Annotated in this window: 12 protein-coding genes; 2 read left to right on the top strand and 10 right to left on the bottom strand. The window is 60.1% G+C overall.

The annotated features are described in order from the left end of the window. Positions 1–53 precede the first annotated feature (53 nt). Both GGQ68_RS03265 and GGQ68_RS03260 read right to left on the bottom strand, forming a co-directional pair. Positions 54–347 (bottom strand): hypothetical protein, encoded by a 294-nt coding sequence (locus tag GGQ68_RS03265; RefSeq protein WP_183962953.1) that lies wholly within the window; start codon positions 345–347, stop codon positions 54–56. 184 nt (positions 348–531) lie between these two features. Further along, positions 532–1,299 (bottom strand): sulfite exporter TauE/SafE family protein, encoded by a 768-nt coding sequence (locus GGQ68_RS03260; RefSeq protein ID WP_183962952.1) that lies wholly within the window; start codon positions 1,297–1,299, stop codon positions 532–534. A gap of 148 nt (positions 1,300–1,447) precedes the next feature. On the opposite strand from GGQ68_RS03260, the gene GGQ68_RS03255 reads away from it, so the two are divergent. Next, positions 1,448–3,133: an acyl-CoA dehydrogenase family protein gene (locus GGQ68_RS03255; RefSeq protein ID WP_183962951.1), complete on the top strand. Its 1,686-nt coding sequence runs from the start codon at positions 1,448–1,450 to the stop codon at positions 3,131–3,133. 598 nt (positions 3,134–3,731) lie between these two features. Here GGQ68_RS03255 and GGQ68_RS03250 read toward each other — a convergent pair. From GGQ68_RS03250 to pheS, 4 genes are all read right to left on the bottom strand, one after another. Beyond that, positions 3,732–4,742 carry a fatty acid desaturase gene (locus GGQ68_RS03250; RefSeq protein WP_246429225.1) on the bottom strand — a complete coding sequence of 337 codons (1,011 nt, stop codon included), beginning with the start codon at positions 4,740–4,742 and terminating at the stop codon, positions 3,732–3,734. 373 nt (positions 4,743–5,115) lie between these two features. Then, the gene (locus GGQ68_RS03245) at positions 5,116–5,436 is read right to left on the bottom strand and encodes a hypothetical protein (RefSeq protein ID WP_183962949.1); all 321 of its coding nucleotides are present in this window, start codon (positions 5,434–5,436) and stop codon (positions 5,116–5,118) included. Next, positions 5,429–7,825, bottom strand: a complete 2,397-nt coding sequence (pheT, locus tag GGQ68_RS03240) for a phenylalanine--tRNA ligase subunit beta (protein WP_183962948.1) — start codon at positions 7,823–7,825, stop codon at positions 5,429–5,431. Before pheT ends, GGQ68_RS03245 begins: the two co-directional genes overlap by 8 nt. Positions 7,826–8,204: 379 nt before the next feature. Beyond that, a complete protein-coding gene (gene pheS, locus GGQ68_RS03235; protein WP_183962947.1) occupies positions 8,205–9,278 on the bottom strand; it encodes a phenylalanine--tRNA ligase subunit alpha in 1,074 nt (357 codons plus the stop codon). Between the two features lie 99 nt (positions 9,279–9,377). Here pheS and GGQ68_RS03230 point away from each other — a divergent pair, with 99 nt between their 5' ends. Next, on the top strand, positions 9,378–10,028 hold the full coding sequence (locus GGQ68_RS03230; protein ID WP_183962946.1) for an SGNH/GDSL hydrolase family protein: 651 nt from the start codon (positions 9,378–9,380) through the stop codon (positions 10,026–10,028). A gap of 966 nt (positions 10,029–10,994) precedes the next feature. On the opposite strand, the gene rplT is transcribed toward GGQ68_RS03230, so the two are convergent. The 4 genes from rplT to GGQ68_RS03210 form a co-directional block, all read right to left on the bottom strand. Then, the gene (gene rplT, locus GGQ68_RS03225; RefSeq protein WP_183962945.1) at positions 10,995–11,363 is read right to left on the bottom strand and encodes a 50S ribosomal protein L20; all 369 of its coding nucleotides are present in this window, start codon (positions 11,361–11,363) and stop codon (positions 10,995–10,997) included. A gap of 23 nt (positions 11,364–11,386) precedes the next feature. Further along, complete coding sequence (gene rpmI / locus GGQ68_RS03220; RefSeq protein WP_183962944.1) at positions 11,387–11,587, bottom strand: 50S ribosomal protein L35; 201 nt, start codon at positions 11,585–11,587, stop codon at positions 11,387–11,389. A gap of 119 nt (positions 11,588–11,706) precedes the next feature. Continuing rightward, positions 11,707–11,928: a hypothetical protein gene (locus tag GGQ68_RS03215; protein WP_183962943.1), complete on the bottom strand. Its 222-nt coding sequence runs from the start codon at positions 11,926–11,928 to the stop codon at positions 11,707–11,709. A 69-nt stretch (positions 11,929–11,997) separates the two neighbouring features. Continuing rightward, complete coding sequence (locus GGQ68_RS03210; RefSeq protein WP_183962942.1) at positions 11,998–13,263, bottom strand: methyl-accepting chemotaxis protein; 1,266 nt, start codon at positions 13,261–13,263, stop codon at positions 11,998–12,000. Positions 13,264–13,320 lie beyond the last annotated feature (57 nt).

Raw genomic sequence — 13,320 nt, 5'->3', positions numbered from 1 at the left:
AACACCTCGATTCTCATGAACCGAGGTGTTGGACTTTCTCGGAAGCGACGCAATCAGTTTGGTGTGCAGCGCAGGACGCTTTTCGGACCCTTGCGGGTCGCCACTGTTGTGTAACGCAGACCTTTATACGGATCGGCGCAGGCCAACGAATTGTAATGCGCTGTGGCATAAGGCTCGTAGGCTGTGAAACAGTTGGAATAGGTCGTGCGGCCCTGCTTGAAATTCTCGACGCAGCCGGTGGACGTCAGGTCCATTGGACGGCCCAATGTAGTGTGGCCAGCCGACGCCGCCGTGCCGAGCAGCGTTACTGCTATGGCGATACCACCCGAAATGCTAAAAATCTTCATATCAATCTCCAAAATGGGTTCGTATAAAAATAAAGCCCGATTCGGAGATTTCTGTCTTGGAAAAAGACTGACAGTCACAGAAAATTAACGCACTCTCGCCCTGGCCCCAGCGGCATTTGGCGCGAGGCCCATCGTTCAGGGGCAATGTTTGGCATTTGACCGGACGCGCCATTGCCTCGCAAGATCACATTAATCCGCGCCGCAACAAGTTCAGCCCGGCAACCAGCAATACAAACAACGTCGCCCTACGAAAAGCGACTTGATCAATGCTGTCCTGGATACGCGTGCCGATCAACATCCCCAGCACGGCAGGGGGCAAGAGCGCGAGGCTGAACCAGACGGTGCGCCCATTCAACACGCCAGAGCCCGTGTGCGCCAGCGTCAGCGCCACCGCACCCAGACCGTAAATGACCCCCTGGACCCGCATCTGCTCACGTTTCTCTGTACCCAGCGCGGTGAGATACGCCACAGTCGGCGGCCCCCAGACGCCGGACATACCACCGATGAACCCGGCAAAGGCGCCAATCCCGAACTCCGCCCTCTTCCGGTTGCCCGGCGCGATGCGCAACTGCCAGCCGGCAAGCTGAGAACAGGCAAACAGAACGACCGGGCCGCCGATCAACACAAGCAGGGCAGAGGCGCTGAGCACGGCCACCAACTGAGCCGAGACCATCAGCATCACCAATACCACGCTCAAAAACAGACGGAAGCGCTTGACCGACCCCCACGCCGCCGCAGCCCCTTGACGCAGGGCCTGCATCACATTGGTGACAAGTGTCGGCAAAATCAGCCCGGCTAGTGCCAGTTCTGGTGGCAAAAAGGATGATAACCCCGAAATAAGGATCATCGGCATGGCGAAGCCCACCATCCCTTTGACGACCCCCGCCAGAAAACCGATGGCGAGGCTGGCAAAAATCAGTGGCACACCCAGATCAGCAACTAACATATCCATGGCGAAGGCCTAACATGTGTCGAATTTCTGCGCTTGCAAAAAATCAATGCGCAACAAATGAACACAAAGAGATATCCTTTGGTATTTTTGTTGCGCTGCAGTTGCAAAGTGTTTACGACCGGAGCCAACCTGAAAAAGGAGATGAGTCATGGCGCATGACGGACAAGACCTGAGCCTCGGTACTGTAATTATGCCCGATCTTCTGAAGACGACTGGCGCGGCTGTCGGTCCGGTGGAAACCGTGTTTGAGGCCGCCAAACAGCGCGTGCGTGCGTTGGTCACCGTCGATGGTCGCGTGTCCTCCAAAGCGATCGAAGACCATCAGACTGCCTCCCATGGTCTGGCTTGGTTCGCCACCTATGTCGAATCTCTGCGCCAGATGCAGGGCTGGGCCGAAAGACTGCAGGCCGAAGGCACCTTTGGCGAGGTCGAACAGCTTTTGCATCAGATCGCGTTTGGCGAATACCTCGCGCAGATCATGGGCGGCATCCAGATGAACCAGGGCGAGATCATCCGTCTTGCGGATTTGGGCCTTACCCCGGCAGACGCACAGCCGCTGGCTGATGAGGCCATCGTGACGCTGACGTTGAACGCCAACTCGCCCGCCGCGCGCAGCCGTCTGGTCGTGCTGATGCAGGAACGCTCTGCCGAGATCACCGTCGGCAAGACAGGCCTCGACGAAGAGCTCGAGATGATCCGGGAGCAGTTCCGCCGCTATGCTGTCGACAAGGTCCTGCCCCATGCTCACGAATGGCACCTCAACGATGAGCTCATCCCGATGGAGATCATCGAGGAATTGGCCGAAATGGGCGTCTTTGGCCTGACCATACCCGAAGAGCACGGCGGCTTTGGCCTGTCCAAAGCGTCGATGTGCGTTGTCTCGGAGGAATTGTCGCGCGGCTACATCGGTGTCGGGTCGCTGGGAACGCGTTCTGAAATCGCGGCAGAGTTGATCATCGCAGGCGGAACAGATGAGCAGAAAGCCAAATGGCTGCCCAAGCTGGCCTCCGGTGAGATCCTCCCGACCGCAGTTTTCACCGAGCCGAACACCGGGTCCGACCTCGGGTCCCTGCGGACACGTGCAGTCAAGGACGAGAACGGCGATTACCGCGTCACCGGAAACAAGACATGGATCACCCACGCCGCGCGTACACACATCATGACCCTACTGGCTCGCACAGATCCGTCGACCGACAACTACAAGGGCCTGTCGATGTTCATTGCGGAAAAGACCCCCGGTGACGATGCCAACCCCTTCCCCACAGAAGGTATGACCGGTGGCGAGATTGAGGTTCTGGGCTACCGCGGCATGAAGGAATACGAGCTTGGCTTCGACAACTTTAAGGTCAAGGGCGAAAATCTGTTGGGCGGTGAGGAAGGCAAGGGCTTCAAGCAATTGATGGAAACGTTTGAATCCGCGCGCATTCAAACCGCTGCCCGCGCCATTGGCGTTGCCCAGGCAGCAATGGACGTGGGCATGAGCTATGCGCAGGACCGCAAGCAATTTGGCAAGTCTTTGATTGATTTTCCGCGCGTGTCAGGGAAGCTGGCGATGATGGCCGTGGAGATCATGATAGCGCGCCAGCTTACCTACTACTCGGCCCGCGAGAAGGACGAAGGCCGCCGATGCGACTTGGAAGCAGGCATGGCAAAACTTCTGGGCGCGCGCGTGGCGTGGGCAGCTGCCGACAACGCTTTGCAAATCCACGGTGGCAACGGCTTTGCGCTGGAATACAGTGTGTCTCGCATTCTGTGCGACGCTCGCATTCTGAACATTTTTGAAGGCGCTGCTGAAATTCAGGCTCAGGTCATCGCCCGCCGCCTGCTGGCGTGATGGTGCACCCACCACGAATAGGTGGATGACCCATGGTTTTGTGATGAGATCCGTTCAAAGGGTCGGAAGCACGCACTATGACTATGGAGCAAGATCATACTGCTAGCGCCAAGTTCACTCCCTCCCGGCGCGCTCATGCGCAGCATGATTCCGGGAGGGGAAAGCGTAACGCGCATCTGAGCAAGGCAAAGGGCATCAATCCGCAAGCCGTCGCGAAGGGGCGAAAGCGCGACTGTTGAAAACTTGAAGACCGGAGCAAGGAGCCGCACTCCACGGCTTCAAATGCGGCGGAGATTCCGAAGCGACAGCTGTTCAAGCGATATCTAGTGGGCTTGCTTAACCATTATTATCCCCTCGAGTCTTCGCCAGCGGCAACAGCGTCGATTTCTAGCAGCGTTTGATTAGGATCTGCGAAAGTCACCGGAACGGGCACCGTCGGCTCCCCGGATTCGCACACGCATACACCGTCCCAAACCACTTGACCACCAAGCTCGCTTTTCTGGTTTTGTCAGCGCTCGAAGAAAACGGCGCGGCCCCGATGAACACACGCCGTTCCTGTTCTGTAAAATCGGGCGGATAGGCCGCGATGACGAGCGCGTCAGGCCAAGCCGTACTGCATCCGTGCTTCGCGGAAGGAGAGCAGCTTTTGCTGCGCTTCGTCCCACAGGTGAAGCCGCGCTGTGGCGATGCTCTCACGAATTGTCATGCGCTGCGCCTCGGCCAGCTCTGCATGTTGACGAATGACTTCTGGAAGGCGGTAGAACGGAATCCGCGAGTACAGATGATGCACGTGGTGGATCCCGATATTCCCCGACAGCCACCGCAACGGCTGCGGCAGCACATAGTGGGAGGATCCCTCCAGCGCCGCATGATGTAGTTGCCAGTCCTCGTCGTTCACCCAATGGGTATCCTCGAACTGATGCTGGACATAAAACAGCCACACGCCGATGGACGCCGCCACGATGCCCGTGGGCAACCATATCAACAGAACGGGCTGCCATCCCCCAAAGTACCAGATTGAGGCCACGATCAGCGCGATCATGACGTTGGTGCCCATTGCGGAGACCCAATAGCGCCATCCAGAGCGCATCAACCATACTGGCAGCCGGTGTTGCAGCAGGAACATATAGGCTGGGCCGACCACAAACAGCACGATCGGATTACGATAAATGCGGTAGATCAGACGACCCATCGGACTACGTGCGCGGTATTCTTCAACTGTCAGAGTGGTGACGTCGCCGATACCTCTTTGATCGAGATTGCCGTGATGTGAATGGTGGATGGCGTGGGTGCGCTTCCAAACGTCATACGGTGTAAGTGTCAGCACCCCCAGAGCACGGCCAAGCCAGTCCTGAACGCTTCGGTTCGGGAGGTAGGCCCCATGCCCACAGTCGTGCTGAATGATGAACAAACGTATCAGAAACATCCCGTTCACTGCGGCCAGCGCCAAGGACAGCCAAGGGCTGATCGACAGCGCGGCCCAGGCAAGCGCCCAGATCCCCAGGAACGGGACCAAAGTGACCACCAGTTCAAAAATACTACGACCAACGGAAGGGTCACGGTACTGGGCAAGGATCTTAAGCCAGTCGCGCGCCGAACGGGGTGTCATGGTGGTGTCTGTCATAAAGCCTGTCACTGCGTTGCGCCGACCCGAAGGCGGCATGTCATTGGCCTTGCCAGAAAACCCCTAAGAAAGCGCTCCGATCAGGCTGCATACAGCTACGTCCCGCGGCGCTTTTTTTCAACATGTTTAACTGCGCATCAGAAAATTCCCGCCGTAGCGGTACTAAGACACAGATTGCAACCGAGCGCTATCACGCAGGCTTCCCTTATTCAAGGTGTAGCGCGTGTCAAAAACTGGCAGAGAGGCCCGGCCGACGGCTTCGCGACGAGAGCATCAAAAACATGTTATGCCGTTAGCGCTTTGGCGAAGACAAATGCTGGCGCGCAGAGGCTCTCTGAAACTTCTGCCGAAACGCCTTTTAGAGCAGCTCGACGACTCGCGGCAGCGCCAAGATAAACGCCATCCCGCCGGCCAGCGCGTAGGCGCCCACGTTTAGCACCGACAGCAACCAAATCCATAGAGCGCCACGGATGAACCGCGCTGCGATCTGGTTGGCGGTAAATATCAGCAAGACGCAGGTGATTTCTGCAGGCATGCGATAGGCGCTGTCGGCCAGCGGACCCAATTGGATCAGCGCCGACAACAAAAGCGGCCATGCGAGGTTGATCCCAAGCACCCAGGCCCACCACGCGCGGCCATAAGGACGCACGCGGGGGCTGGTATGATCGGTGTCAGCCACGCAACTGACCGCCGGTGGCCTTGGAGACCTTTTCGACAATTTTGGCGGCGACCGCCTCGATGTCCTTTTCCTTCAGCGTCTTGTCCGTCGGCTGCAGGCGCACAGTGATGGCAAGGGACTTTTTCCCCTCCCCCAGCGAACCACCGATGAATTCGTCAAAAACGCGTACGTCGGAAATCATCGCCTTGTCTGCGCCCTGTGCCGCGTTGACCAGCGTCAGCGCCTCCACATTGGCGTCCACGACAAAGGCAAAGTCACGCTCCACCGGCTGCAAGTCGTTCAGCACCAGTGCAGGCCGTGTCGCGCCCTTCTTTTTCGGCAGCGGAATGTCAGCGGGGTGGATGACGAACGCCACGGCAGGCCCCTTGATGTCCATTTCCGCCAGCACTTTGGGGTGCAGCTCACCGAATGTGCCCAGCACCTTTTTCGGGCCGAGGCAGAAGCGACCATGGCGGCCCGGGTGCCACCAGTCTTCGCCGCCGCGCATGATCTGCATCTTGGCCGGTGCACCGATGGCCGCCAGCACCGCCTCTGCATCCGCTTTGGCGTCGTAGATATCCACAGACCGTGACGCGCCATGCACGTCCTTGGGACCGGTGCGGCCCACAAGAACACCCGCGATCATCAGGGACTGTTCTTCCGGTTCACCGCCGTGGAAGGCCTGACCGATCTCGAACAGCGCCAGATCGGTGAACCCGCGCGCCTGGTTTCGAGCGGCGGCGCGTAGCAGGCCCGGAAGCAATTGCGGACGCATATGCGACATATCCGAGCTGATCGGATTCGCCAGCATGGTCGCATCGTCGCCCCCGCCGAACAGCGTTGCCGCCTTTTGGTCAATGAAGCTGTAGGTGACGCATTCGTTGTAGCCCAACGCGGCGGCGGTCCGGCGCGCTTGCTGCTCGCGCTTTTGCAAGGGCGACAGAATCGCCTTGGGCACGCCCGGCAGTTTGGGCAGCGGCTGCCCCTGCAGTTTGGTCAGGGAGGCAATGCGCGCCACTTCCTCGACCAGATCAGCCTCGCCCAGCACGTCGTGACGCCACGACGGCACATGCGCCATGTTGCCCTCGAGGCGGAAACCAAGCGCCTCCAAGGATCGACGTTGCTCCGCCTCCGGGATGTCCATGCCGACCAGCGAGATCACGCGCGCAGGTTTCAGTTCGTAGGCCCGCGAGGTGTCGGGCACCTCTCCTGCGATGACAACCTCGGATGCCTCTCCACCACAGAGATCAAGGATCATCTGTGTCGCATCGTCCAAGCCCTGCATGTTGTACTCGGGGTCGATGCCGCGCTCGTTACGGTAACGCGCGTCAGAGTTGATCTTCAGCGCGCGCCCGGTGTGGGCGATCTGGATGCGGTCCCAGACGGCAGCTTCGAGAAAGACATTGGTGGTCGCCTCGGTACAGCCTGTGGACAGGCCGCCCATGACGCCGCCGATGGATTCGACGCCATTGTCGTCGGAAATCACCACCTGCCCGCCGGGGAAGGTGTACTCCTTCTCGTCCAGTCCGGTGAGGGTCGCGCCCTCGGCCGCGCGATGGATGCGCAGACCGCCAGTCACCTTGTCCGCATCAAAGACGTGCAGCGGGCGGTTGCGGTCAAAGGTGAAGAAGTTGGTCACATCCACCAATGTCGAAATCGGGCGGAGGCCAATGGCGCGCAGGCGGTCCTGCAACCACTGCGGCGAGGGGCCGTTCTTGACGCCCGTGATAAGACGCCCGGCAAAGACCTCGCAGCCGTCGGTTTTCGCATCCTCGTCGATCGTGACGGTGATCGGGCACGCGCCCTGCCCCGTGATTGTCGCCTTTGCGAGCGGTTTCAACGTACCAAGGCCCCGCGCCGCAAGGTCACGGGCAATGCCGTGCACGCCAAGCGCGTCCTGACGGTTCGGCGTGATGGCGATCTCGATCATCGGATCAACCTTGGCGGGATCATTCTCCGCCAGCCAGTCGGTGAATTTCTGCCCCACCTCGCCGGAGGGCAGCTCAATGATGCCGTTGTGCTCGTCCGACAGCTCCAGCTCCCGCTCGGAGGCCATCATGCCGTGGCTCTCGACACCGCGGATGTTGCCAATCGACAGCGTCGTATCGATGCCGGGAACATAGTCGCCGGGCTTGGCCAGCACGACGGTGATGCCCTCACGCGCGTTTGGCGCACCGCAGACGATCTGCTTTTCGCCCTCGTTGGTCATCACCTTGCAGACGCGCAAGCGGTCAGCATCGGGGTGTTGTTCAGCATGGACAACCTTGGCCAGCGTAAAGCTTTTGAGCTTGTCCGCGGGGTTCACCACCTCCTCGACCTCGAGCCCGAGGTCGGTCAGCGTCTCCGCGATCTCGTCGACGGAGGCGGTGGTGTCCAGGTGTTCTTTCAGCCAGGAAAGCGTGAATTTCATAATGGTACTCCTAGCAGATTAGCCAATAAGGCTAGGAAGAGGCCCGAGAGAACGGACACAATGATCGTTGGGATGTTTTGTCGAATGTTGGAGTATGCTTTGGACCAGAAAGGGCCATTTTCCTTCCAACCCTTACTTGTGACACGATAGTTCCGCAGGCGCATAATCGTTCGACCGTCCGCTTCTCTGATCGGATCGGCCCGGAAGTCTCGCTCATCATGCAAAACCACCAAACCTTCGTCCTCTAGCAGCCTGTAGTCCTCCATTCGATCTACATCATCTTTATTGGACGGGTGCGTGTATCCTACCTCCACGTACCCACCTTCGACTTTGGACAGGTCCGACTTCAGCCTTCGTTTTGCTTGCGAAAGACGTTGGCTCACCGGCTCAAGCCGCCGTGCAGCGTCGGCACGTCGAGGCTTGCGAAACCGTAGTGGCGCAGCCAGCGCAGATCGCTGTCAAAGAAGGCGCGCAGGTCCGGGATGCCGTATTTCAGCATCGCGATGCGGTCGATGCCCATGCCGAAGGCAAAGCCCTGCCATTCGTTCGGATCGACGCCCGCTGCGGCCAGCACCTTGGGGTGGACCATGCCGGAGCCGAGGACTTCGAGCCAGCCGTCGCCCTCGCCAATCTTCAGCTGACCATCGACCCAGGAACACTGGATGTCGACCTCGGCAGAGGGTTCGGTGAAGGGGAAGTGAGAGGCGCGGAACCGGGTCTTGATGCCGTCGATCTCGAAAAAGGCGGAGAAGAATTCCTCCAAGACCCACTTCAGGTTCGCCATGGAGATGTCCTTGTCGATGGCAAGGCCCTCGACCTGGTTGAACATCGGCGTGTGCGTCTGGTCGTAGTCGGCACGGTAGACACGGCCCGGCGCGATGATGCGGCAAGGCGCGCCGTGCTTTTCCATATAGCGGATCTGCACCGGCGAGGTGTGGGTGCGCAGCACATGCGGCGGGCGGTCGTCGCCCTCGGCGCGGTGCATGTAGAAGGTGTCCATCTCGGCGCGGGCCGGGTGGTGGCCGGGGATATTCAGCGCGTCGAAGTTGTACCAGTCGGTGTCGATCTGCGGCCCTTCGGCCACGGCAAAGCCCATGTCGGCAAAGATCGCCGTGATTTCCTCGGTCACCTGGCTAATCGGATGGATGGTGCCCTGACGCATCGCGCGCGTCGGCAGCGTCACGTCGAGCCATTCGCCCTTGAGGCGTTCGTTCAGCGCGGCATCGGCCAGACCGGCCTTCTTGGCGGCGAGCGCGGCGTTGATCTCATCCTTGAGCGCGTTGAGCGCAGGGCCAGCGGTCTGGCGTTCCTCGGGCGTCATCTTGCCCAGCTCGCGCATTTTCAGGCTGATCTCGCCCTTCTTGCCCACGGCCTGCACGCGCAGGTCCTCCAGCGCGCCCTCGTCAGAGGCGCCGGCGATGAGGTCGATATACTTGTTGCGCAGGTCGTCCATGAGCTTCCTCTCGGCTGTCGCGGCTGGGTTTAGAGGCGGCGGGGAGGCTTTGCAACAGGGGCGCTTGATCCTTGGACGGCCTGCGCCATTTCGTAAGGCATGAAACAGCTTTTTGTGATCCTGGGTTTGACCCTGATGGCCGCCTGCGGGCGCGGTGTGCCGGACGCGGCGCGCGTGGTGGTGGCGGGCGACTCCGTCTTGGCGTGGAACCGGATCGAGGGCGCGTCCGTCGCGGACGGCTTGCGTGCACGACTGGGGGAACCTGTGGGCGATGTCTCCCTGCCCCTCGCGCAGGTGGCAGGCGGGCGCGGCGCGTTGAACATTCCCACGCAATTGGAAGGCGTCCAGGCGGACTGGATCGTGCTGAACGGCGGTGCAAACGATCTGGGGGTCGGCTGCGGCCGCGACGATACCGCGGCGGTGCTTGACCGGCTGATCTCAAGCGATGGCGCGCGCGGCGCGATTCCGGCGCTGGTGGCCGATCTGCGCGGACGCGGATCTCAGGTGATATGGGCGGACTACTACACGTCGCCGCGCTACGCAGGCACGCCCTGTGCTGCGTCCTATCAAGTTCTTGAGACTCGTCTCACTGTGATGGCTGCGCGGGACGAGGGTGTGACCTTGGTCGATATGGAGGACGTCATTGCGCCATCCGAGTTGAACATGTTCGACACGGACCGCACGCACCCCTCGCCAGCCGGGTCTGACCGGATCGCCGGGTTGATCGCACGGGCTTTGCCGCCACGCTGACGTTACCCCCATCCAAATTAATAAAATGAGGGTGTCCGCAAATCGTGTTGGTCAGTTAAATGCAGTGACGCGCGCTTCTATAAGCGCTTCGAATAAAGCGCGGCATCGCCGGGCACCAGAGGCCTCATTGCGTGCTCGAGCGTCACGCCTTTACCGGTCGGAAGGCGTCGGAAGAGGCGCGCGCCGCCTCGGTCAGCGACCGCGAGGATAGGCAGCTGTGGAGAGCCCCCGCATCATCTTCAGCCCTTTCGTCGTGTAATCCTCCCACCTGGGACGGAGCGGCGACGCGACATTCTTCGGATTCGCGAAGTGACGAGCCCATCCGCGAGAATCCTTGCGCGTCTCTCGCTGGCAGGTTTCGTCTGCCTCGATTATTCTCGAGAAACTCGCTGCCACGCTGCTGTTCCCGATGATCGAAAATACGAGCATCCGCGAGCGCCAGACCCTGCATTTGTTAAGCCGAAGTCGCCGCGAGCCTGCGCACCGACTGCGGCGCTGAGATGCCCAGCATATCCCGCAGCGCCACCATGAACAGCTCCGGACGACGAATGCGGCCAAGTGCGCTGCCAGCGCGGCCGGAATAGGTCTTCTTCTTGCAACCCGAGCATTGGTAGCGCTGGATCCTGGACCGTTTGCGGCCCTATTTCTGGCGCCGCTCGTCGCGGCAGAAGGGGCACTTGCGTTCTTGGTTGGTCCGCGCCTCGATCTCCGAGATCGCGTCCGTCTTGCGACGGCGATTCCGGATGTTTGTTTGGGCCTCCTTGAACTGGGCCGAGTTCAGGCGATCGGGGGCGTCGAGAAAACGGCGAAAGTCATGGTTTAGCAAGGGCATCCTCCGCGGAAAAAGCGGAGGGATATAAGCCATTTCAAAAGATCACGAATCGAACCAACACGGTTTGCGGACACCACCATAAAAAAGGGCCGCCCCGACGGGACGGCCCTGACAACATCGGGTTCAAAAGAGGCTTACGCCGCTTCCAACGCGCCTTTGGCTTGAGCAGCGATGGCGTTGAACGCATCGGGTTCGTGCACGGCCAGATCGGCCAGAACCTTACGGTCCACCTCGATACCAGCCTTGGCCAGACCGTTGATGAAGCGGGAATAGGTCATCTGATCGTCGAACGCACGGACAGCCGCGTTGATCCGCTGGATCCACAGCGCGCGGAACTGGCGCTTGCGGTTCTTGCGGTCACGGGTCTTGTACTGGTTGGCCTTGTCGACGGCCTGCGCTGCCACCTTGAAGGTGTTCTTGCGGCGACCGTAGTAACCTTTGGCCTGATCCGTGATTTTCTTGTGGCGCGCGTGGGTGACGGTACCGCCTTTTACTCGGGACATATCGTATCTCCTCTAGCTGGCGATTAGCGATCGTAGGGCATAAAGCCCTTGATGATCTTGGCGTCGGGCGCCGAAAGAGTTGTCGTGCCGCGCGCGTCACGGATGAATTTCTTGTGGCGCTTGATCATGCCGTGGCGTTTGCCTGCCTGACCTGCCAGCACCTTACCAGTGCCGGTCACCTTGAAGCGCTTCTTGGCGCTCGACTTCGTCTTCATCTTGGGCATTTCGGATCTCCGTTCTTGGCGCGACTCGGCATGCCTAAGAAGGCCGGACGCGCGGTTAGAGCGCGCCGTATAGGTGGATGGCTGGCTTTTGTCCAGAGGAAAGCTGGGCGCGCCCGGCCCTACCCCATCATATTGCCGATGACCCGGTATAGCACATCGGGCAGCGCCGCGGGGCTGTACCCCCCGGCCATGCGCCAAGCAAAAGCGATCATTGCGCAGCCGCCGAACAGCAAGAGCGTGCCCACAACGGGCTTGTGCTGCTCCGCCCAGGCCGCGATCAAGGCGGGAACGGCCAATGCCACAAACAGGGCGCCGACGACGAGGGTGGTATCTGCATCCATTGAGCGCTCTCCAGCTGGCTGTGGAAAACACTGCGCCAGACTTAAAGCAGAGGCAACTTTGCTGTGCGGTCAAGCGTTGCGAAGCTGGTCGGAGGAAACGGTTTCCGACCGGAAGTCAGCGATGCGCTGGTTGATCTGGCCAACAGTTTCCTCAAAGGCCCGCACCTGCGTGTTAGCTGCCCCGACACCGGCGGCATTCGCCTGATTGGCCTGGTCGAGATGCCGCTGATTGGTGGCCACCTGCACGATTGCGTCACTTTGCTCCTGCGCTGCGGCGTCGATTCGCGCTACACTTTCAGACGCATCCCCGATGCCTTGCACCAGGTCGGTCAATCGCGCGGTCAGCGCATCCGAACGTACATCAATGGCGGTCATGCCGGCGAGGATCGTCTTCACCACAGCCGCGACTTCGGCGGCGGATTTGGCACTTTGGTCCGCGAGCGCACGCACCTCTGTCGCCACGATGGAGAAGCCGCGCCCATGCTCGCCAGCACGCGCCGCCTCTACCGACGCATTCAGCGCCAGAAGCTTGGTTTGCAGCGCAATCTGGTCGACCATATCAATGAAGCGGCGGATTTCTTCGGTTTTGGTTACCACGTCGCGCACGGACTCACGGGTTTGCGCCACCTCATGGCGTGCATCTCTGGCGCGAGTGTTGGCCTCGGCCGTCTGAAGCGCTGCGCCCTTTGCATCATTGGCAGTGGCAGCGATCTGCGTCTCAAGCTGCGTCAGGGCCGCGCTGTTTTGCTCCAGCGCCGCAGCCTGCGTTTCGGCCCGATGACTGAGCGAGTCGAAAGTGCCCCGCAATTCAGAAGAGGAGAACTCCAACGCCTGCGTGTCCTCGCCGATCTGCGAAAACAGTCGATCCAAAAGCTGCTTTCTCTGCTCCTGCGCGCGCCGATCAAGATCTTCAAAGAAATAGCCCAAGGTGATGGTTGCGTCACACATGGCCGCTACCTGCACAATGCGCGTTGCTTCCTTCAAAGGCATGGGCAGCTTGGCTTGGGCGTCGATGACCAGATCCACCAGCGTCGCCTGATAAAATGAATACCCAACCATGTAGGTTTGATAATCCGTGCCCATCCCGAGGATGTTTTGCACGATCCCCTCCTGAAGCCGGACATAGTCGGTACCAAAATCGCCCGAGAGGATCAGGCGCAATTTCTTTCTTTCAGTCTGCACCAACTCTTGGGGGAGATCCTCCGGAGCGACACCGAGTGCGACGGAATAGACCTGCCGGATGCCAGCATCGAACCCCGGCAAAATGAGCTCGACAATATCCCGCCCTTTGGAGCGCTGCGTTTCGGTCCAATAGCCCGTGATGGCCGCATGCATGAAAAACCCTTCCCTGCTCTCTGCAGGGAAGGGTGTAATACAGATTTGCTAACGCAA

This window comes from Sagittula marina (genome assembly GCF_014196795.1).
In the GTDB taxonomy this organism is placed as follows: domain Bacteria; phylum Pseudomonadota; class Alphaproteobacteria; order Rhodobacterales; family Rhodobacteraceae; genus Sagittula; species Sagittula marina.
The sequence above is the reverse complement of the archived record's forward strand: the minus strand, read 5'-3'. Positions and strand labels throughout refer to the sequence as shown.

Bases quoted from the DNA above. Each gene is read 5' to 3' on its own strand.
- GGQ68_RS03230 (WP_183962946.1), top strand. From the start codon at position 9,378: ATGAAACAGCTTTTTGTGATCCTGGGTTTGACCCTGATGGCCGCCTGC.
- GGQ68_RS03215 (WP_183962943.1), bottom strand. From the start codon at position 11,928: ATGGATGCAGATACCACCCTCGTCGTCGGCGCCCTGTTTGTGGCATTG.
- GGQ68_RS03210 (WP_183962942.1), bottom strand. From the start codon at position 13,263: ATGCATGCGGCCATCACGGGCTATTGGACCGAAACGCAGCGCTCCAAA.
- GGQ68_RS03255 (WP_183962951.1), top strand. From the start codon at position 1,448: ATGGCGCATGACGGACAAGACCTGAGCCTCGGTACTGTAATTATGCCC.
- rpmI (WP_183962944.1), bottom strand. From the start codon at position 11,587: ATGCCCAAGATGAAGACGAAGTCGAGCGCCAAGAAGCGCTTCAAGGTG.
- GGQ68_RS03265 (WP_183962953.1), bottom strand. From the start codon at position 347: ATGAAGATTTTTAGCATTTCGGGTGGTATCGCCATAGCAGTAACGCTG.
- pheT (WP_183962948.1), bottom strand. From the start codon at position 7,825: ATGAAATTCACGCTTTCCTGGCTGAAAGAACACCTGGACACCACCGCC.
- GGQ68_RS03250 (WP_246429225.1), bottom strand. From the start codon at position 4,742: ATGACACCCCGTTCGGCGCGCGACTGGCTTAAGATCCTTGCCCAGTAC.
- rplT (WP_183962945.1), bottom strand. From the start codon at position 11,363: ATGTCCCGAGTAAAAGGCGGTACCGTCACCCACGCGCGCCACAAGAAA.
- pheS (WP_183962947.1), bottom strand. From the start codon at position 9,278: ATGGACGACCTGCGCAACAAGTATATCGACCTCATCGCCGGCGCCTCT.
- GGQ68_RS03260 (WP_183962952.1), bottom strand. From the start codon at position 1,299: ATGGATATGTTAGTTGCTGATCTGGGTGTGCCACTGATTTTTGCCAGC.